This window comes from Mycobacterium sp. RTGN4 (assembly GCF_033804635.1).
Taxonomy (GTDB): Bacteria; Actinomycetota; Actinomycetes; order Mycobacteriales; family Mycobacteriaceae; genus Mycobacterium.
Map to the genome: position 1 here is coordinate 167,679 of NZ_JAPZLB010000003.1, position 18,026 is coordinate 185,704.

The window sequence follows — 18,026 nt, forward strand, 5'->3', positions numbered from 1 at the left end:
TTCCTATCCACCCGGTCCCGACCCGAGCCTGGGGAGGCCCGCGGTGGCGCTGCAACAAATTCAATCGAACGAACGTCGATCACCAACCCAACGAGTGAAAGAGCACAGAATGACGCTGCAGTCGGTAATCGAAGAGTTGCGTGAGCGCCCCGGAACCGGGGACGCGATTGCGGTCATCGATCCCGTGACGGAAGAACAGATCGCCGAGTTCACCGATTGCGGTGCAGAAGCCGTCGACGAGGCCGTGACGCGTGCGCGCGCCGCCTTCGACGCGGGCGTGTGGTCCGGCCTGCCCGGCCGCGAGCGGGCGAAGATCATGTGGCGTATCGCCGATCTCATCGAGGAGCACGCCGACGAACTCGCCGAGCTCGATTCCGCCAACACCGGCATGCCCTTGATGCAGGCCAAGCTGATCGTGCCCACCAGCGCCGAGTTCTTCCGCTACTACGCCGGATGGTGTTCGAAGCTCAACGGCACCGCCTACGACGTCAAGACCAGTGGCATTGCGTCGGACACGTATGTCGACATGCACGCCTACACGCTGAAGGAGCCGTATGGCGTTGTGGGCCTGATCTTTCCGTGGAATGGCCCCATCTTCAACGCGTGCGCCAAGCTTGCGCCTGCGCTGGCCGCGGGTTGCAGCATGCTCGTCAAGCCCGCCGAGGAGACTCCGCTCTCGGCGGTGCTGCTCAACAAGCTCATCGCCCAGGCCGGTGTGCCAGACGGCGTCGTCAACCTCCTCACCGGATACGGCCACACCGTGGGAGCGGCGATCACCGCGCACCCCGGCGTAGACAAGGTCGCCTTCACCGGGTCGACCGAGGTCGGCAAGTTGATCGTGCAGGCGTCTGCGGGCAACCTCAAGAAGGTCATGCTCGAACTCGGCGGCAAGTCGCCAGTGCTGATCTACGACGACGCCGACCTCGACAAGGCCATCATGATGGCAGCGATGGGCATCTTCGTGCACTCCGGCCAGGGGTGTGTATGTGGCTCAAGGATTTTCGTGCAGCGAGGCGTCTTCGAAAAGGTCGTCGACGGTATCTCGATGATGGCGAACAACCTGAAGCTCGGCGGCCCCAAGGAAGAGGGCAGCATGATCGGCCCGCTGATCAGTCAGAAGCAGCTGACACGCGTGATGGGCTACATCGACGAGGGCAAGGCCGATGGTGTCGACGTGGTCACGGGCGGGCACCGCCTCGACCGGAAGGGCTACTTCGTACATCCGACGGTGCTCACCAACGTCGATCCCGCGACGAGCCGGCTCTACAAGGAAGAGATCTTCGGACCCGTCGTGCCGATCATTCCGTTCGACGACGACGACGAAGCGGTGGCAATGGCCAACGACACCACCTATGGACTCGCCGCCACCGCGTGGACAACCAACCTCAGCCGTGCACACCGGCTGGCGAAGCGTCTGCAGGCGGGCACGGTTTCGTTGAACTGCCAGTTGGTCTTCGACCACGACGTGCCGTTTGGCGGCTACAAGCAGTCCGGTTGGGGCCATGAGTTCGGACGCGAAGGCGTCGACGCCTACATGAAGACGAAGTCGGTCTGGGCTCAGCTCTGACGTCTTGGCTCGCCGTTGGCATAGCGGCTTTGGCGTAGCGGCTTTGGCGTAGCCGAAACTACTTCGCAAAAAAGTGTGGGAAGTTCTGCACCCGGTTGCTCCTAGCTGACGAACGCGGCCCACCGAAGGGTCGCGACAACGGCAAGGAGACCCAAGTGAAGAACACCGCGACCCCCCGCAAGCTGACTCGCTTCCAGTACGCAGCGACGCTGCTCGGCGCCCTGGCCTTCGTGGCCTTGGCTCCGGCGATCGCCAACGCCCAGCCGGTGGGGTCCGCTGGCGCTGACGGCGGATGCCACTACACCGACAAGGACGGTTACGACATCCCGATCGACGACGGCCAGGGCGTCATCGTCGACGGGAAGACCGTCACGTGCAGCGGTGGAACCATCACCGTCAGCGCTGCGCCGAGTCGCAGCGTCGGCACCAAGCCGGTCTTGACCGGAACGCCGCAGAAGGCGCCGGTGCTGAACCGTAACGCGATTACCTCCAAAGCCAGCTGAGCCCCGGTCGATCAGCCCGCCACCTGACGCGAGGTGGCGGGCTGAATGACGCATGCCTCCAGCGCCCCCTTGTGTACTACTATCTGCGTATGAACGTAGCTATGCAGCCACCTGGGCAGCGGCTCGATGACGACCAGGTGGGCCTGATGGTCGAGATCTTCCGGATGCTGGCCGACGCCACCCGAGTGCGGGTGCTGTGGGCGCTGGTCGACCGCGAGCTATCGGTCAACGATCTCGCTGAGCACGTCGGCAAGCCTGCGCCGTCGGTGTCACAGCATCTGGCGAAGCTGCGGATGGCGCGACTCGTGCGCACCCGCCGTGACGGCACGACCATCTTCTACAGCCTGGAGAACGAGCACGTCCGTCAACTGGTCAGCGATGCCGTGTTCAACGCCGAGCACGCCAGCCCCGGCGTGCCCGGCCACCACCGCGGAGCCGGCGAGGTCGCGGTGTTGCCCCCGCAACGCAACCGAGAGGCGAGGGGTCGATGAGCCACGTCGACACGGACTACCACGACCACGTCCATCCCAAGGGGATGCGCGGCGTGGTGCGCGAGCTCTTCGCCCCGCATAGCCACGACGCCTCCGACAGCGTCGACGACGCCTTGGAGTCCAGCACGATCGGTATCCGCGCGGTCAAGATCAGCCTGATCGCACTCGGCATCACCGCCGCGTTCCAGGTCGTCGTCCTGATCATGTCGGGGTCGATTGCGCTGGCAGCAGACACCATTCACAACTTCTCGGATGCCCTGACGGCCATCCCGTTGTGGATCGCTTTCGTCCTTGGTCGCAAGGCGGCGACGAGGCGGTACACCTACGGCTTCGGGCGAGCCGAGGACCTCGCCGGACTGTTCGTGATTCTGATGATCGCGTTGTCTGCGATCATCGCCGGATACGAAGCGATCCGACGGCTGGTCAATCCGATCACCATCGACCACCTCGGCTGGGTGATCGCCGCAGGAGTCATCGGTTTCGCAGGCAACGAACTGGTCGCTGTTTACCGGATTCGGGTGGGCCGCCAAATCGGCTCAGCGGCCCTCGTCGCTGACGGCTTGCACGCCCGGACCGACGGGTTCACCTCGCTAGCAGTGGTTTTCGGGGCTATCGGCGTATGGCTCGGGTTTCCGCTGGCCGATCCGATCGTCGGGCTGATCATCACCGTGGCGATCGTCGCGGTACTCCGGACGGCGGTCCGCGACGTGTTCCGGCGCCTGCTCGACGGCGTCGATCCGCAGCTAGTGGACGCCGCCGAAGCCGCCTTGGCTGGTGAACCGGGTGTGGTCGGCGTGCGGAGCGTACGCATGCGGTGGATCGGACACCGCCTGCACGCGGACGCCGAACTCGACATCGAAGCCGATACCAGCCTCGCCGACGCTCACCAGGTAGCGCACCGGGCCGAGCACGCACTCACCCATGCGGTACCGAAGCTCGCGAGCGCTTTGATTCACGCCTATCCGGCCGGACCGGGATAGACGCTCAGTTCGCAGGGGTGACCCACGTGGTGATGTCGGCGTGGACGACCTCGACGCCGTGGCGGTCGGTGACGCTGACGGGCACGACGAGGTCCGTGCCCTCGGTGACGGCGCCGAAGTCGGGTGGGTCGATTCGGGCCGTCGCGCGCAGCGACGTGGTGGCCTTCGCCAGGTACTGAACGGTCATCGCCTTGGGGATCCAGCGATGCGTGGTCGGCACGGTGGCCTCCATGAGCATGCCCATAGGCCATCTCCGCCGCGTTGCAGGATGCGATGGCATGCACCGTGTGGAGGTGGTTGTGCACCAGGAACCACTTGGGTACGTCCACCTCGGCCAACCCCGGCTCCATCCGCCTGACGTGCGGCAGCACCGAGGCGAAGTAGGGCACGCGGGCCATGGCGGCGATCGAGAACATCACGCTTCCGCCCGGGCGTCCTGACAGCTGACTCCAGGCGCGGTAGGTCGGCGTTTGCGTACTCACCAGCCCTACCTTACTCCGGAGTAAGGTAGGGCTGGTCGGCAGCAGTCGCGGTGGCAGTTGTAGCGCTGCGGTCGTGGTGGGGGAGACTAGGTCGGCCTGCAGAGGAATGCGCTGAGTCGGCCCTGATCAGGGATTTGGCTGACGTGACCTTTTGAGGCATACTGTTCGGGTTGCCTTGAGCCAGGTTCGCCTGGTCGGGCATACGACCGGCGCCCTTGCGGGCGCGTCCGGTCCCAACCTCGATCGTGGCGGAAGTTTTCGGCGCGGACGAGCGTGTGCAAGGGCGACACGCCCGAGCGCGGGGGTCGGTGAACCACAGACAGGTAAACAGCGGCGGCATAAGCCAGCGCGCTGCGCTCGGGACACCGAGGGCACGCGCACGAAGACCAGGCCCGAGCACGGGCCCGTTAATAGTGAGGTAGGACAAGCGTGGCGGGACAAAAGATCCGCATCAGGCTCAAGGCCTACGACCACGAGGCGATTGACGCCTCGGCGCGCAAGATCGTGGAAACGGTCACCCGTACGGGCGCCAGCGTGGTCGGTCCGGTGCCGCTGCCGACGGAGAAGAACATCTACTGCGTCATCAGGTCCCCGCATAAGTACAAGGACTCGCGGGAGCACTTCGAGATGCGTACACACAAACGTCTTATCGACATCCTCGACCCGACGCCGAAGACCGTTGACGCGCTCATGCGCATCGATCTTCCGGCGAGCGTCGACGTCAACATCCAGTAGGAGACCCGAAAGAAATGGCTAGAAAAGGCATTTTGGGCACCAAGCTGGGCATGACGCAGGTGTTCGATGAGAACAACCGAGTCGTCCCGGTGACGGTCGTCAAGGCCGGCCCCAATGTGGTGACACGCATCCGCACCCCGGAGCGTGACGGCTACAGCGCAGTCCAACTCGCGTACGGCGAGATCAGCCCGCGCAAGGTGAACAAGCCGGTCGCCGGACAGTTCGCCGCCGCCGGTGTGAACCCGCGTCGTCACCTCGCAGAGTTCCGGCTGGACGACGAGGCCGCCGCCGCCGAGTACGAGGTGGGTCAGGAACTGACCGCCGAGATCTTCGCCGACGGCAGCTACGTCGACGTGACGGGTACCAGCAAGGGCAAGGGCTTCGCAGGCACCATGAAGCGTCACGGCTTCAAGGGCCAGGGCGCCAGCCACGGCGCGCAGGCCGTGCACCGTCGGCCCGGCTCGATCGGTGGCTGCGCCACCCCGGGTCGCGTCTTCAAGGGCACGCGCATGTCGGGTCGGATGGGTAGCGATCGCATCACCACGCAGAACCTGGTGGTGCACAAGGTCGACGCCGAGAACGGCGTGCTGCTGATCAAGGGCGCCATTCCTGGCCGCAACGGCGGGCTCGTCGTAGTCCGCAGTGCGATCAAACGAGGTGAGAAGTAATGGCTTCGAAGAAAATCGACGTCCGCACGCCGGGCGGCAAGAACGACGGCAGCGTCGAGTTGCCCGCCGAGCTGTTCGACGTCGAGCCGAACATCGCGCTGATGCACCAGGTGGTCACCGCGCAGCTCGCGGCGGCCCGTCAGGGCACCCACTCCACCAAGACCCGCGGTGAGGTCTCCGGCGGCGGCAAGAAGCCGTACCGCCAGAAGGGCACCGGTCGCGCCCGTCAGGGCTCGACGCGTGCGCCGCAGTTCAAGGGTGGCGGCGTCGTGCACGGCCCCCAGCCGCGCGACTACAGCGAGCGGACCCCGAAGAAGATGATCGCCGCCGCGCTTCGTGGGGCGCTTTCCGACCGGGCCCGCAACGACCGGATCCATGCGATCACTGAGGTCATCAGCGGTCAGACGCCGTCGACCAAGAGTGCCAAGGACTTCCTCGGCACCCTGACCGACCGCCGCAAGGTGCTGATCGTCATTGGCCGCAGCGACGAGGTCAGTGCCAAGAGCGTGCGCAATCTGCCTGGCGTGCACGTGCTCTCGCCGGATCAGCTCAACACCTACGACGTGCTCAACGCCGACGACGTGGTGTTCAGCGTCGAGGCGCTGAACGCGTACATCGAACGTTCGACGAAGGTCGAAAAAGACACAGCGGAGGTGTCGGCCTGATGGCAACTGTGACTGACCCGCGGGACATCATTCTGGCCCCGGTCATCTCGGAGAAGTCCTATGGGCTCATCGAGGACAACACCTACACGTTCGTCGTTCACCCGGACTCGAACAAGACGCAGATCAAGATCGCGATCGAGAAGATCTTCAGCGTCAAGGTCGATTCCGTGAACACGCTCAACCGTCAGGGCAAGCGCAAGCGGACCCGCAGCGGCTACGGCCAACGCAAGAGCAGCAAGCGCGCCATCGTCACGCTGGCCGCAGGCAGCAAGCCAATCGACCTGTTCGGAGCACCGGCGTAACGGCCGGCGGAAGCACAGAGGACTAAGACAGACATGGCTATTCGCAAGTACAAGCCGACGACCCCCGGTCGCCGCGGCTCCAGCGTCTCCGACTTCGCCGAGGTCACTCGGTCGACGCCGGAGAAGTCGCTGGTTCGCCCGCTGCACAGCACCGGTGGCCGCAACGCGCACGGACGCATCACCACCCGCCACAAGGGTGGAGGCCACAAGCGCGCCTACCGCGTCATCGACTTCCGTCGCCACGACAAGGACGGCGTCAACGCCAAGGTCGCGCACATCGAGTACGACCCGAACCGCACCGCCAACATCGCGCTGCTGCACTACCTGGACGGCGAGAAGCGTTACATCATCGCGCCGCAAGGACTCTCGCAGGGCGACGTGATCGAGCAGGGTCCCAACGCCGACATCAAGCCCGGCAACAACCTGCCGATGCGCAACATCCCGGCCGGTACGGTCATCCACGCCGTGGAGCTACGGCCAGGCGGCGGAGCCAAGCTGGCCCGCTCGGCAGGCACCAGCATCCAGCTGCTCGGCAAGGAAGGTGCATACGCCTCACTGCGCATGCCCAGCGGTGAAATCCGCCGCGTCGACGTGCGCTGCCGCGCCACCGTCGGCGAGGTCGGCAACGCCGAACAGTCGAACATCAACTGGGGCAAGGCCGGCCGTATGCGGTGGAAGGGCAAGCGCCCGACCGTCCGCGGTGTCGTGATGAACCCGGTCGACCACCCGCACGGCGGTGGCGAAGGTAAGACGTCCGGTGGTCGTCACCCGGTGAGCCCGTGGGGCAAGCCGGAAGGCCGCACCCGTAAGAACAAGCCGAGCGACAAGCTCATCGTCCGACGCCGGCGCACCGGCAAGAATAAGCGCTAGGAGTATCCAGCGATGCCACGCAGCCTGAAGAAGGGCCCGTTCGTCGACGACCATCTGCTCAAGAAGGTCGACGTCCAAAACGAGAAGAACACCAAGCAGGTCATCAAGACCTGGTCGCGTCGTTCGACCATCATCCCTGACTTCATCGGTCACACCTTCGCCGTCCACGACGGTCGCAAGCACGTGCCGGTGTTCGTCACAGAATCCATGGTCGGGCACAAGTTGGGCGAATTCGCTCCGACGCGCACGTTCAAGGGTCACATCAAGGACGACCGGAAAGCGAAGCGGCGGTAGGAAATGACGACAGCAACGACGAATCCGTCCACTTACCCCTCTGCGCAGGCGAAGGCGCGCTTCGTGCACGTCTCGGCATCCAAGGCGCGCCGGGTGATCGACCTCGTTCGCGGCAAGTCCGTGACCGAGGCGCTCGACATCCTGCGGTGGGCACCGCAGGCTGCCAGCGAGCCGGTTGCCAAGGTCATCGCCAGTGCGGCGGCCAACGCGCAGAACAACGACGGCCTCGATCCCACGACGCTGGTGGTCGCCACCATCCACGCCGACGAGGGCCCGACCGCCAAGCGCATCCGGCCGCGCGCCCAGGGGCGTGCGTTCCGGATCCGCAAGCGCACCAGCCACATCACGGTGATCCTGGAAAGTAGGCCGAGCCGTTCCGACAGGGGTGACTCGTCGACGAGCTCGACGCGCGCGCGCCGCGCCCAGGGCAGCAAGGCCGCCGCTACCAAGGCTCCGGCGAAGAAGGCACCCGCCAAGAAGGCTTCCGGAGCCGCCCCGGCGGCGACAAAGAGTACCGACAAGGTCACCGAGAAGGTCTCTGAGACTTCAGATTCGAAGGGAGGCTCGGAGTAGTGGGCCAGAAGATCAACCCCCACGGCTTCCGCCTCGGTATCACTACCGACTGGAAGTCGCGCTGGTACGCCGACAAGCAGTACAAGGAATACGTCAAGGAAGACGTCGCCATCCGGCGACGGCTGTTCCAGCCGTTCCTCATCGCGGCCACCCCGTCGTCGTCGCCCCGCAGGGTCGACCTCGAGCGTGCTGGCGTGGCCAAGGTGGAGATCGAGCGCACCCGTGACCGGGTTCGCGTGGACATCCACACCGCTCGTCCCGGCATCGTCATCGGCCAGCGCGGCCAGGCGGCGGACTCCATCCGCGGCGCCCTGGAGAAGCTGACCGGCAAGCAGGTTCAGCTGAACATCCTTGAGGTGAAGAACCCCGAGTCGGTGGCTCAGCTGGTCGCACAGGGCGTGGCCGAGCAGCTCAGCAACCGTGTCGCGTTCCGTCGTGCCATGCGCAAGGCGATGCAGTCCGCGATGCGTCAGCCGAACGTGAAGGGCATCCGGGTGCAGTGCTCGGGTCGTCTTGGCGGCGCCGAGATGAGCCGCTCGGAGTTCTACCGCGACGGTCGCGTGCCGCTGCACACGCTGCGTGCCGACATCGACTACGGCCTTTATGAGGCCAAGACCACCTTCGGCCGCATTGGTGTGAAGGTGTGGATCTACAAGGGTGACGTCGTCGGTGGTAAGCGCGAGCTCGCCGCCGCAGTTCCCGCCACCGCCGATCGGCCACGTCGCGACCGCCCGTCGGGCACGCGTCCGCGCCGCAGCGGTGCGTCGGGCACCACGGCCACCAGCACCGAAGCCGGCCGGGCGGCCACTGAAGAGGCGCCCGCCGAGACGTCGGCTGTTGCCACTGAGGCTCCGGCCGCAGAGACCGTGCAGAATTCGGAGAGCTAGTCATGTTGATTCCCCGCAAGGTCAAGCACCGCAAGCAACACCACCCGAGACAGCGTGGCATTGCTAGCGGTGGAACGACCGTGTCCTTTGGCGAGTACGGCATCCAGGCCCTTGGCCATGCCTACCTCACCAACCGGCAGATCGAGTCCGCTCGTATCGCCATCAACCGGCACATCAAGCGTGGCGGCAAGGTGTGGATCAACATCTTCCCGGACCGTCCGCTGACCAAGAAGCCCGCCGAGACCCGCATGGGTTCCGGTAAAGGTTCGCCGGAATGGTGGGTGGCCAACGTGAAGCCCGGACGCATTCTGTTCGAGCTCAGCTACCCAGACGAGAAGACGGCGCGGGAGGCACTCACCCGCGCGATCCACAAGTTGCCCATCAAGGCTCGCATCGTGACCAGAGAGGAGCAGTTCTGATGGCAGTAGGAACATCGCCGGGTGAACTGCGCGAGTTGACCGAAGAGGAGCTGATCGCACGCCTCAAGGAGTCGAAGGAAGAGCTCTTCAACCTTCGGTTCCAGACGGCGACCGGTCAGTTGGCGAACAACCGTCGGCTTCGCGTGGTGCGTCATGAGATCGCCCGCGTGTACACAATTTTGCGTGAACGTGAACTGGGTCTGGCGTCCGGACCCGCAGGAGATGATTCGTAATGGCAGAAACCAAGGGTCCCGCGCGGACTCCGCGCACCGAGAAGCCGCGTGGCCGTCGCAAGACCGTCATCGGCTACGTGGTCAGCGACAAGATGCAGAAGACCATCGTGGTCGAGCTCGAAGACCGCGTGAAGCACCCGCTGTACGACAAGATCATTCGGACCAGCAAGCGCGTCAAGGCTCATGACGAGAACGGCGACGCCGGCATCGGCGACCGCGTCTCGCTGATGGAGACCCGACCGCTTTCGGCCACCAAGCGCTGGCGCCTCGTCTCGATTCTCGAGAAGGCCAAGTAGCACTTCGCCCTCGTGGCAATCAACGTCCCTCACCCGCTTTGGCGGATGGGGGACGTTGTTCGTTTGAGGCCGTCAGGTCTCAATCACTTCTTGGATTGCCGCCAGACGCGCTCGAACGGCAACCGCCAGGCGTTAGGCGCGATCAACTGGTGAATTGCATTGGGGCCCCACGTGCCTGGCGCGTACGGCTTGGCGGGCGGTGGGTCTGCAAGCAGGGGAGCCGATCGCTCCCACAGCGATTCGATGCCCTCGGCGGTGGTGAACAACGTGTGGTCGCCGCGCATCGCGTCGAGGATCAGCCGCTCGTAGGCCTCCAATACGTCCCCGACGGAATCCACGTCCTGAGTCGAGAACTGCATGGACAACTTATCGAGCTTCATGCCGGGCCCCGGGCGCTTGCCGTAAAACGACAGTGACACCTTGGACGCGTCGGCCAGATCGAAGGTCAGGTGATCGGGCCCTTGCGCGCCAACTCCCGAACCAGCCGGGAACATCGTGCGCGGCGCCTCCCGGAACGCGATCGAGATGATGCGCATGCCTTCGGCCATCTTCTTGCCCGTGCGGAGATAGATCGGCACGCCGGCCCAGCGCCAGTTGTCGATGCCGACCTTCATGGCGATGAACGTCTCGGTATCGGAATCCCTTGCTACTCCCGGCAGTTCGCGGTAGCCAGTGAATTGTCCGCGGACCACGTCCGAACACTTGACCGGCAACATCGACCGGAACACCTTGTTCTTCTCCTCGCTGATGGCACGCGGCTCCAGCGCGGTCGGTGGTTCCATGACGACGAAGGCCATCACCTGCAGCAGGTGGGTGACGACCATGTCCTTGTACGCGCCGGTGCTCTCGTAGAAGTTCGCCCGCTCGTCCAGCCCGAGGGTCTCGGGGATGTCGATCTGGATGTGGTCGATGAAGTTGCGATTCCAGATCGGCTCGAACAGCCCATTGGCGAAGCGGAACGCCAGAATGTTCTGCGCGGCCTCCTTGCCGAGGAAGTGGTCGATGCGGAAGATCTGCGACTCCAGGAACGTCTGGTGAACGAAGTCGTTGAGCGCGACCGCGCTGTCGAAGTCGGTGCCGAACGGCTTCTCCATGACGACGCGCGAGCGCTCGACCAGATTGGCCTCGCGCAGCATCGTGATGACGGCGCGTGCGGCTTTCGGCGGTACCGAAAGATAGTGCAGCCGACGCGCTTCGGGTCCAAGCTTGGCCTCGGCCTCGGCCACCGCGGCGGCCAAAGCTTCGGGCCCGGCGCCCTGCGGGACATAGTTGAGCACCTCGGCGAAGCGACCCCACTGCTCGTCGGTGAGCTTGTGGGTGCCGAACTCCTCGACCGCGTGCCGCGCGAGCTCGCGGAACTCGTCCACGGTGAGCTCCTCCAGCGAGGTCCCGATGAGCTGGATGTCCGGCGCGAGCTCCGACTGGTCGAGGTACGCCAAGCCGGGGATCAGCTTCCGCTTGGCCAGATCGCCGGTCGCCCCGAACAGCACGATGACGTGGGGATCGACCGAAACATCGTCATAACGGTGCGGGCGTGCCTCGGGTGCGGGGTACGAGATGGTCTGCGGCTGCTTCTTCGTCGACACCCCCGCATACTTCCACCGACTCGGTAGCCGTGCATGGCACTCGGTGCTCAGGTCACCAGGCCGTCGCGTTCACGTCGACGCTCCGTCACCCGAACGCGAGTCGCTGTTCGCCGTCGCGATCTCGACGCCGATCCCGTCGAGTAAGCGCCGCACGCCCCAGTCGAGACCGGAGCGCGGATCGTCGTCGGCGTCGTCGAACACGCCCTCGGTCAGCGCGGCCGCCAGGGCCGGGAACCGCGCTGGGTCCATCAGCCGCCGAAGCAACGCGGGATATTGCGTCGCGTCCAGTGAGCCGGCTTCGAGGTCCAGTGCCGCCGCGCCACGGACGAAGTGCAGTACCGCGATGACGGCGGCCAGCTTGTCGCGTTCGGCGAGCGGGGTCGCTGCCATGGTGCCGAGTCCGGCGTCGAGCCAGGCCAACTGTCCCGGGTCGGCGGGCGGACCCGAGGAGGCCGCCGCCAGGATCCACGGGTGTTGGTGATAGACGTCCCACAATCCATTGGCCCAATTCGAAAGGGCGTCACGCCAATTCGTGTCATCCGACGCTGCGGGCGGAGGTGCGGGCGCCTCGGAGAGCATGAACACCACCAACTCGTCCTTGTTGGCGACATGGCGATACAGCGACATGGTTCCGCAACCCAGTCGCTCGGCCAGGCGGGCCATCGACAGGGCGCTCAGGCCGTCGGCATCGGCCAGTTCGATCGCCGCCGTGACGATTCGCTCGCGGGTCAGGCCGCTGGCCCTGCGCGCGGGATTCGGTCCGCGCCACAGCAGTTCGAGCGCGCGCGGGAGGGGCGTCTCGGCGGCTTCATCGCTGGTCATATGGACCTCAGGCTAACCCATCGCGGAGCCACCGCGTATGCCGTACGCTCAACGCGTATGACATACGCACAACGGTGGTCGGCGGTTCTGCTGTTCGTGGTCACCGCGTTTCTGGTCTTGTCACTACCTCCCTATTTGACAGTCGACCCAGCGCGATCGCGCGTGCCGTCGACCTTCGGCCTGCACTACCCGTTGTTGATCGCCCACATCGCGCTCGCCACCGTGGCGATCGTGACGGCGCTGGTGCAGAGCTCGCCGGGCGTGCGCGCCAGGTGGCCGCGAGTGCATCGCCGCGCAGGAAGGGTGTACGTGCTCGCGGCGTTGCTGGCGGCGGCGTTTGGCATGGTCATAGGCGCAGCGACACCGTTCGGTTCCATCCTTGCCGTCAGCAACGTGGTGCTGGCCGCGTTGTGGCTCTGGTTCACCGTCAACGGGTACGTGGCCGCGCGCCGTCGCCGATTCGCCGCCCATCGACGCCATATGCTCCGCAGCGTCACGCTCGCGTTCTCCATCATTACCAACCGGATCTGGAGCCCGATTCTCTACCTCGCCCTGCAATCACTGCGGGACACCGTCTTTGGCGGCGACGAACAGCGGTTCATCTGGTTGGTGGCGGGCCTATCGGGTTGGCTCGGATGGACGGTTCCGCTAGTCGCGGTGTCGTGGTGGCTGACTCGCAGACCCCACGTGTCGCCATCGTCAATTCCTCAGTCGCCGGATACGTTGCGGGTGTAACCTCCGGGCGACCACCGACCCCCGGACGGGGCAATGACAGCTGAGGCGAAATGGCAGCAGAGTTCACCGGCAAGATCGAGCTCGACATCCGCGACTCGGTTCCCGACTGGGGCCCCTACCAAGCGCCAGTCGCGCCGCCCGATGCGCCCAACGTCTTGTACCTGGTGTGGGACGACACGGGCATCGCCACCTGGGATTGCTTCGGTGGTCTCGTCGAGATGCCTGCCATGACTCGCCTCGCCGAGCGCGGCGTGCGGCTGTCGCAGTTCCATACGACGGCGCTCTGTTCGCCCACCCGCGCCTCGTTGCTGACCGGTCGCAACGCCACCACCGTCGGTATGGCCACCATCGAAGAGTTCACCGATGGCTTCCCGAACTGCAACGGACGCATCCCCGCCGACACCGCGCTGCTGTCCGAGGTGCTCGCCGAGCGGGGCTACAACACCTACTGCGTGGGGAAGTGGCATCTCACTCCGCTCGAAGAATCCAATCTTGCTGCCACCAAACGGCATTGGCCATTGTCCCGGGGCTTCGAGCGGTTCTACGGTTTCATGGGCGGCGAGACCGACCAGTGGTATCCGGAATTGGTGTACGACAACCATCCGGTCGCCCCGCCCGCAACCCCCGAGGATGGCTACCACCTGTCGAAGGACTTGGCGGACAAGACCATCGAATTCATCCGCGACGCCAAGGTGATCGCGCCGGACAAGCCGTGGTTCAGCTACGTCTGCCCAGGGGCCGGGCATGCGCCGCACCACGTCTTCAAGGACTGGGCCGACAAGTACGCGGGCAAGTTCGACATGGGCTACGAGGCCTACCGCGAGGTCGTGCTGGAGAACCAGAAGAAGCTCGGCATCGTGCCGCCTGACACCGAATTGTCGCCGGTGAATCCGTATCTCGACGTCAAAGGCCCGAACGGCGAGGCGTGGCCGTACCAGGACACAGTGCGGCCGTGGGACACGCTGAACGACGAGGAGAAGCGGCTTTTCAGCCGGATGGCCGAGGTGTTCGCCGGCTTCCTTTCCTACACCGATGCGCAGATCGGCCGCATCCTGGACTACCTCGAGGAGTCCGGGCAGTTGGACAACACCATCATCGTCACGATCTCCGACAACGGGGCCAGCGGCGAGGGTGGGCCGAACGGGTCGGTCAACGAGAACAAGTTCTTCAACGGCTACATCGACACCGTCGAAGAGAGCATGCGTTTCTATGACCACCTCGGCGGGCCGGACACCTATAACCACTACCCGATCGGCTGGGCGATGGCGTTCAACACGCCGTACAAGCTGTTCAAGCGCTACGCCTCTCATGAGGGCGGCATCGCCGATACCGCAATCATCAGCTGGCCCAAGGGAATCGACGCGCACGGCGAGGTCCGTGACAACTACGTCAACGTCTGCGACGTGACTCCGACTGTCTACGACCTGCTGGGCATCACACCGCCCAACGAGGTCGCGGGCATCGTGCAGAAGCCGCTCGACGGCGTGAGTTTCAAGGCCGCGCTGGAGGATTCGGCCGCAGACACCGCAAAGGACACCCAGTTCTACACGATGCTCGGCACTCGCGGCATCTGGCACGACGGTTGGTTCGCCAACACCGTGCACGCAGCGAGCCCGGCCGGTTGGTCGCACTTCGACGACGACCGCTGGGAGCTCTTCCACATCGAGGCCGACCGCAGTCAGTGTCACGACCTGGCCGCAGCGCAACCGGAGAAGCTGGCCGAACTCAAGGCGCTCTGGTTCGCCGAGGCCGCCAAGTACAACGGGCTGCCGCTAGGGGACCTGAACATCTTCGAGACGCTGGGTCGGTTTAGGCCCTACCTGTCCGTCGACAGGAAGAGCTTCATCTACTACCCGGACTCCGCCGAGGTCGGCGTCGGCGCTGCCGTTGAGCTTCGAGGTCAGTCCTTCTCGGTGCTTGCCGAGGTCACCGTCGACACCACCGGCGCGGAGGGAGTGTTGTTCAAACAGGGCGCCGGGCACGGTGGTCACGTGTTGTTCGTCCAGGACGCCCACCTGCAGTACGTCTACAACTTCATGGGCGAGGACGAGCAGAAGATCGTTGCGCCCGACCCGATTCCGTTGGGTGCCCACGTGTTCGGGGTGCGATACGAGAGGACCGGCACCGTGGAGGGAAGCCACACGCCGTTGGGTGAGGTGTCGCTGTTCGTCGACGGCGAGAAGGTCGCGACCGCACCGGGCGTGCGGGCGCACCCAGGCAGCTTCGGCCTGGCGGGTGGCGGGGTGGCGGTGGGCCGAAACGGTGGCCAGGCCGTGTCGAGCGCGTACAAGGCGCCGTACCCCTTCACGGGTGGCAGCATCGCCAAGGTGATCGTGGACATCTCGGGCACGCCGTACCTCGACGCGGAACGGGAACTCGCACGAGCTTTCGCGAAGGACTGACGGCATGAAAACGATTGCCGTAGTTACCGTCGCCGCCGCCGTGGGGCTCGGCTGCGCATGCGCCAAGCAGACCGAGGGTGCTGCCGTCGCGGGCGAGCCCACGACTTCGGCGACGGCACAACGTTCGACGAGTCAGACTAGTTCGACGTCCGCGCCGTCGACACTGAGCCCGGGTGCGGGCTTTGGCGTTGTCGAGACCACCCGTAGACCGCTTGAACCGATGGCGCAGACCTGCGAACCGGCCGGGCGCGAACCCGGGTCGCAACAGGTGTCGTTCGTCCAGGGCGGCCGCCCCGGCACGCCCATCGTCGAGCTCCTCGCGCCCGAGCATTGGACATTGGCGCCAAGTGCCGGGAATCCGACGCTGAACCTGACGGGGCCCGACGGCCTTTCGGGCACGGTGACCGTCGCGCCCACCGAGCTTGAGCCGGCCAAGGCCTTCGACAAGTACTCCGACGACGCGATGGACAAGGCGCCGATCGCCACGGTCAGCGTGCTCCCCGCCGAGCTCTGCGGCTACAGCGGCCAGAAGTTGATGGGCACGTGGTCGGGTTCCGGCAGCGGGGCCCCGGTGGAGTATCGCGACCGCATCGCGCACGTCTGGACCAACTCCGCGTCCTATCTGGTGGCGATTCACCTCGAAGGCCCGCAAGGCACCCCCGGCTTCGCCGCCGCGGAGGACCTCATGATGCGGGACTTCGGAATTCAAATACCGTGAGCAGATGCTGACGGAACTGATTGCGCTGCCAGGCGGATCATTTCCGATGGGGTCGACGAGCTTCTACCCCGAAGAGGCACCGGTGCACACCGCAACGGTGTCGGCCTTCGCCGTCGAACGACATCCAGTCACCAACGCGCAGTTCGACGAATTCGTCGACGAAACCGGCTACATCACCGTCGCGGAGCGGCCGCTCGATCCGGCGCTGTATCCAGGGGTCGCCGAAGCCGACCTGCAACCCGGCACGTTGGTGTTTCGGCCGACGGACGGACCCGTCGACCTGCGCGACTGGCGGCGGTGGTGGGACTGGGCACCCGGGGCTTACTGGCGGCGGCCATTCGGGCCGGCCAGCTCGATCGATGCGGTCGACGACCGGCCCGACCACCCCGTCGTCCAGGTCGCGTACACCGACGCGGCGGCCTATGCCCGCTGGGCGGGTAGGCGGTTGCCGACCGAGGCGGAATGGGAGTACGCCGCGCGGGGCGGGCGGACGACGACGTACGCGTGGGGCGAAGAGGTGACGCCCTGCGGCCGGCTGATGGCGAACACCTGGCAGGGGCGCTTTCCATATCGCAACGACGGCGCCCTCGGTTGGGTAGGCACGTCGCCGGTGGGCACCTTCCCGGAGAACGCGTTCGGGCTGGTCGACATGATCGGCAACGTGTGGGAATGGACCACCACGCCCTACGCCGCGCAGCACACCGAAGAGAAGAAGGGCTGCTGCACGCCTTCCACTGACGCCGATCCGGCCATCAATCAGACGCTCAAGGGTGGCTCACACCTCTGCGCGCCGGAGTACTGCCAGCGCTACCGGCCTGCCGCGCGGTCGTCGCAGTCCCAAGACAGCGCGGCCACTCACATTGGCTTTCGGTGCGTCGTCTGAGCGATTTCGGCGCGCCTTTCGGACGTGACCGCCGAAAAGCGCGCCCAAATCGCTGGTGGGGACGATTTGGAGCATTCGCAGAGCTCACCTAGTATGTAGGGGTTGCCTTGGGCAGACCTCGGTTGACCGTTATGGCCAACCCTGCGTGCCCTTCGGGAACGAAGACCGCGTACGTCGAGCTGATTCTTGCTGTCGAGGCTGCTCTGCGTGCATTAAATCGAGGAGATCGAGTGATTCAGCAGGAATCGCGGGTGAAGGTCGCCGACAACACGGGTGCCAAGGAGATCTTGTGCATCCGCGTGCTGGGCGGCTCGGCGCGACGCTATGCCGGCATCGGCGATGTCATCGTGGCGACGGTGAAGGACGCCATCCCCGGCGGCAACGTCAAGAGGGGCGAGGTCGTCAAGGCCGTCATCGTGCGCACCGTCAAGGAGCGTCGCCGCGCCGATGGCAGCTACATCAAGTTCGACGAGAACGCCGCCGTGCTCATCAAGCCGGACAACGACCCGCGCGGGACCCGCATCTTCGGGCCGGTCGGTCGCGAGCTGCGTGAGAAGAAGTTCATGAAGATCGTCTCGCTGGCCCCGGAGGTGTTGTAGATGAAGGTGCACAAGGGCGACACCGTCCTGGTCATCTCGGGTAAGGACAAGGGCGCCAAGGGCAAGGTCCTTCAGGCCTACCCGACTCGCGACAAGGTCTTGGTCGAGGGCGTCAACCGGATCAAGAAGCACACCGCCGTGTCCCGCAACGAGCGCGGTGCCTCCTCGGGAGGCATCGTCACGCAGGAGGCGCCCATCCACGTGAGCAACGTGATGGTCGTTGACTCCGACGGGAACCCCACCCGCCTCGGTTACGGCGTTGACGACGATGGCAAGAAGGTGCGCACCTCGAAGCGCAATGGCAAGGAAGTCTAGA

The 18,026-nt window shown here is 65.3% G+C and carries 23 protein-coding genes and 1 pseudogene; 21 read left to right on the top strand and 3 right to left on the bottom strand.

Annotated elements, in window-relative coordinates:
* Positions 1 to 109: 109 nt before the first annotated feature.
* From SLQ30_RS07665 to SLQ30_RS07680, 4 genes are all read left to right on the top strand, one after another.
* Positions 110 to 1,567: an aldehyde dehydrogenase family protein gene (locus SLQ30_RS07665; RefSeq protein ID WP_319445671.1), complete on the top strand. Its 1,458-nt coding sequence runs from the start codon at positions 110 to 112 to the stop codon at positions 1,565 to 1,567.
* Positions 1,568 to 1,722: 155 nt separating this feature from the next.
* On the top strand, positions 1,723 to 2,070 hold the full coding sequence (locus tag SLQ30_RS07670; RefSeq protein ID WP_319445672.1) for a hypothetical protein: 348 nt from the start codon (positions 1,723 to 1,725) through the stop codon (positions 2,068 to 2,070).
* Between the two features lie 101 nt (positions 2,071 to 2,171).
* Entirely contained in the window at positions 2,172 to 2,561 is a 390-nt protein-coding gene (locus tag SLQ30_RS07675) for a metalloregulator ArsR/SmtB family transcription factor (protein WP_319446068.1), read from the top strand.
* Positions 2,558 to 3,541: a cation diffusion facilitator family transporter gene (locus SLQ30_RS07680; protein ID WP_319445673.1), complete on the top strand. Its 984-nt coding sequence runs from the start codon at positions 2,558 to 2,560 to the stop codon at positions 3,539 to 3,541. The genes SLQ30_RS07675 and SLQ30_RS07680 overlap by 4 nt, the downstream gene beginning before the upstream one ends.
* Before the next feature lie 4 nt (positions 3,542 to 3,545).
* Here SLQ30_RS07680 and SLQ30_RS07685 read toward each other — a convergent pair.
* Positions 3,546 to 3,957: pseudogene (locus SLQ30_RS07685) on the bottom strand (hotdog fold domain-containing protein).
* A 495-nt stretch (positions 3,958 to 4,452) separates the two neighbouring features.
* Here SLQ30_RS07685 and rpsJ point away from each other — a divergent pair.
* Genes rpsJ through rpsQ form a run of 11 tightly spaced genes read left to right on the top strand, consistent with a single transcriptional unit; the run spans position 4,453 to position 9,965 of the window.
* Positions 4,453 to 4,758: a 30S ribosomal protein S10 gene (gene rpsJ, locus SLQ30_RS07690; RefSeq protein ID WP_003925843.1), complete on the top strand. Its 306-nt coding sequence runs from the start codon at positions 4,453 to 4,455 to the stop codon at positions 4,756 to 4,758.
* A 14-nt stretch (positions 4,759 to 4,772) separates the two neighbouring features.
* Complete coding sequence (gene rplC / locus SLQ30_RS07695) at positions 4,773 to 5,426, top strand: 50S ribosomal protein L3 (RefSeq protein ID WP_319445674.1); 654 nt, start codon at positions 4,773 to 4,775, stop codon at positions 5,424 to 5,426.
* A complete protein-coding gene (gene rplD, locus SLQ30_RS07700; RefSeq protein WP_319445675.1) occupies positions 5,426 to 6,091 on the top strand; it encodes a 50S ribosomal protein L4 in 666 nt (221 codons plus the stop codon). Before rplC ends, rplD begins: the two co-directional genes overlap by 1 nt.
* The gene (gene rplW / locus SLQ30_RS07705) at positions 6,091 to 6,393 is read left to right on the top strand and encodes a 50S ribosomal protein L23 (protein ID WP_319445676.1); all 303 of its coding nucleotides are present in this window, start codon (positions 6,091 to 6,093) and stop codon (positions 6,391 to 6,393) included. Before rplD ends, rplW begins: the two co-directional genes overlap by 1 nt.
* 33 nt (positions 6,394 to 6,426) lie before the next feature.
* Complete coding sequence (gene rplB / locus SLQ30_RS07710; protein WP_319445677.1) at positions 6,427 to 7,263, top strand: 50S ribosomal protein L2; 837 nt, start codon at positions 6,427 to 6,429, stop codon at positions 7,261 to 7,263.
* Positions 7,264 to 7,275: 12 nt separating this feature from the next.
* On the top strand, positions 7,276 to 7,557 hold the full coding sequence (rpsS, locus tag SLQ30_RS07715; RefSeq protein WP_006245110.1) for a 30S ribosomal protein S19: 282 nt from the start codon (positions 7,276 to 7,278) through the stop codon (positions 7,555 to 7,557).
* A gap of 3 nt (positions 7,558 to 7,560) precedes the next feature.
* Positions 7,561 to 8,130 carry a 50S ribosomal protein L22 gene (gene rplV / locus SLQ30_RS07720; RefSeq protein WP_319445678.1) on the top strand — a complete coding sequence of 190 codons (570 nt, stop codon included), beginning with the start codon at positions 7,561 to 7,563 and terminating at the stop codon, positions 8,128 to 8,130.
* Entirely contained in the window at positions 8,130 to 9,017 is an 888-nt protein-coding gene (rpsC, locus tag SLQ30_RS07725) for a 30S ribosomal protein S3 (protein WP_319445679.1), read from the top strand. Before rplV ends, rpsC begins: the two co-directional genes overlap by 1 nt.
* A 2-nt stretch (positions 9,018 to 9,019) precedes the next feature.
* Complete coding sequence (rplP, locus tag SLQ30_RS07730; protein ID WP_319445680.1) at positions 9,020 to 9,436, top strand: 50S ribosomal protein L16; 417 nt, start codon at positions 9,020 to 9,022, stop codon at positions 9,434 to 9,436.
* Positions 9,436 to 9,669, top strand: a complete 234-nt coding sequence (gene rpmC / locus SLQ30_RS07735; RefSeq protein ID WP_319445681.1) for a 50S ribosomal protein L29 — start codon at positions 9,436 to 9,438, stop codon at positions 9,667 to 9,669. Before rplP ends, rpmC begins: the two co-directional genes overlap by 1 nt.
* Positions 9,669 to 9,965, top strand: coding sequence for a 30S ribosomal protein S17 (gene rpsQ / locus SLQ30_RS07740; protein WP_319445682.1), 297 nt, complete (start codon positions 9,669 to 9,671; stop codon positions 9,963 to 9,965). The genes rpmC and rpsQ overlap by 1 nt, the downstream gene beginning before the upstream one ends.
* Positions 9,966 to 10,048: 83 nt before the next feature.
* Here rpsQ and zwf read toward each other — a convergent pair whose 3' ends face one another.
* Positions 10,049 to 11,551 carry a glucose-6-phosphate dehydrogenase gene (gene zwf / locus SLQ30_RS07745; protein WP_319445683.1) on the bottom strand — a complete coding sequence of 501 codons (1,503 nt, stop codon included), beginning with the start codon at positions 11,549 to 11,551 and terminating at the stop codon, positions 10,049 to 10,051.
* Between the two features lie 69 nt (positions 11,552 to 11,620).
* Complete coding sequence (locus SLQ30_RS07750) at positions 11,621 to 12,373, bottom strand: TetR/AcrR family transcriptional regulator (protein WP_319445684.1); 753 nt, start codon at positions 12,371 to 12,373, stop codon at positions 11,621 to 11,623.
* A 57-nt stretch (positions 12,374 to 12,430) separates the two neighbouring features.
* Here SLQ30_RS07750 and SLQ30_RS07755 point away from each other — a divergent pair, with 57 nt between their 5' ends.
* The 6 genes from SLQ30_RS07755 to rplX all read left to right on the top strand — a co-directional run bounded on the left by SLQ30_RS07755 (position 12,431) and on the right by rplX (position 18,025).
* On the top strand, positions 12,431 to 13,108 hold the full coding sequence (locus SLQ30_RS07755) for a DUF2306 domain-containing protein (RefSeq protein WP_319445685.1): 678 nt from the start codon (positions 12,431 to 12,433) through the stop codon (positions 13,106 to 13,108).
* Positions 13,109 to 13,158: 50 nt separating this feature from the next.
* Complete coding sequence (locus tag SLQ30_RS07760; RefSeq protein WP_319445686.1) at positions 13,159 to 15,510, top strand: arylsulfatase; 2,352 nt, start codon at positions 13,159 to 13,161, stop codon at positions 15,508 to 15,510.
* 4 nt (positions 15,511 to 15,514) lie between these two features.
* Complete coding sequence (locus SLQ30_RS07765; protein WP_319445687.1) at positions 15,515 to 16,228, top strand: hypothetical protein; 714 nt, start codon at positions 15,515 to 15,517, stop codon at positions 16,226 to 16,228.
* 4 nt (positions 16,229 to 16,232) lie between these two features.
* Complete coding sequence (locus tag SLQ30_RS07770) at positions 16,233 to 17,111, top strand: formylglycine-generating enzyme family protein (RefSeq protein WP_319445688.1); 879 nt, start codon at positions 16,233 to 16,235, stop codon at positions 17,109 to 17,111.
* Between the two features lie 230 nt (positions 17,112 to 17,341).
* Positions 17,342 to 17,710: a 50S ribosomal protein L14 gene (gene rplN / locus SLQ30_RS07775; RefSeq protein ID WP_319445689.1), complete on the top strand. Its 369-nt coding sequence runs from the start codon at positions 17,342 to 17,344 to the stop codon at positions 17,708 to 17,710.
* Positions 17,711 to 18,025, top strand: a complete 315-nt coding sequence (rplX, locus tag SLQ30_RS07780; protein WP_319445690.1) for a 50S ribosomal protein L24 — start codon at positions 17,711 to 17,713, stop codon at positions 18,023 to 18,025. It begins immediately after the preceding gene.
* The last annotated feature ends 1 nt before the right edge of the window (position 18,026 follow it).

Excerpts from the sequence above, each read along its gene's own strand:
- SLQ30_RS07665 (WP_319445671.1), top strand. The coding sequence starts at position 110 with ATGACGCTGCAGTCGGTAATCGAAGAGTTGCGTGAGCGCCCCGGAACC.
- SLQ30_RS07675 (WP_319446068.1), top strand. The coding sequence starts at position 2,172 with ATGCAGCCACCTGGGCAGCGGCTCGATGACGACCAGGTGGGCCTGATG.
- SLQ30_RS07680 (WP_319445673.1), top strand. The coding sequence starts at position 2,558 with ATGAGCCACGTCGACACGGACTACCACGACCACGTCCATCCCAAGGGG.
- rplC (WP_319445674.1), top strand. The coding sequence starts at position 4,773 with ATGGCTAGAAAAGGCATTTTGGGCACCAAGCTGGGCATGACGCAGGTG.
- rplD (WP_319445675.1), top strand. The coding sequence starts at position 5,426 with ATGGCTTCGAAGAAAATCGACGTCCGCACGCCGGGCGGCAAGAACGAC.
- rplW (WP_319445676.1), top strand. The coding sequence starts at position 6,091 with ATGGCAACTGTGACTGACCCGCGGGACATCATTCTGGCCCCGGTCATC.
- rplB (WP_319445677.1), top strand. The coding sequence starts at position 6,427 with ATGGCTATTCGCAAGTACAAGCCGACGACCCCCGGTCGCCGCGGCTCC.
- rpsS (WP_006245110.1), top strand. The coding sequence starts at position 7,276 with ATGCCACGCAGCCTGAAGAAGGGCCCGTTCGTCGACGACCATCTGCTC.
- rplV (WP_319445678.1), top strand. The coding sequence starts at position 7,561 with ATGACGACAGCAACGACGAATCCGTCCACTTACCCCTCTGCGCAGGCG.
- rplP (WP_319445680.1), top strand. The coding sequence starts at position 9,020 with ATGTTGATTCCCCGCAAGGTCAAGCACCGCAAGCAACACCACCCGAGA.
- rpmC (WP_319445681.1), top strand. The coding sequence starts at position 9,436 with ATGGCAGTAGGAACATCGCCGGGTGAACTGCGCGAGTTGACCGAAGAG.
- rpsQ (WP_319445682.1), top strand. The coding sequence starts at position 9,669 with ATGGCAGAAACCAAGGGTCCCGCGCGGACTCCGCGCACCGAGAAGCCG.
- SLQ30_RS07750 (WP_319445684.1), bottom strand. The coding sequence starts at position 12,373 with ATGACCAGCGATGAAGCCGCCGAGACGCCCCTCCCGCGCGCGCTCGAA.
- SLQ30_RS07755 (WP_319445685.1), top strand. The coding sequence starts at position 12,431 with ATGACATACGCACAACGGTGGTCGGCGGTTCTGCTGTTCGTGGTCACC.
- SLQ30_RS07760 (WP_319445686.1), top strand. The coding sequence starts at position 13,159 with ATGGCAGCAGAGTTCACCGGCAAGATCGAGCTCGACATCCGCGACTCG.
- SLQ30_RS07765 (WP_319445687.1), top strand. The coding sequence starts at position 15,515 with ATGAAAACGATTGCCGTAGTTACCGTCGCCGCCGCCGTGGGGCTCGGC.
- SLQ30_RS07770 (WP_319445688.1), top strand. The coding sequence starts at position 16,233 with ATGCTGACGGAACTGATTGCGCTGCCAGGCGGATCATTTCCGATGGGG.
- rplX (WP_319445690.1), top strand. The coding sequence starts at position 17,711 with ATGAAGGTGCACAAGGGCGACACCGTCCTGGTCATCTCGGGTAAGGAC.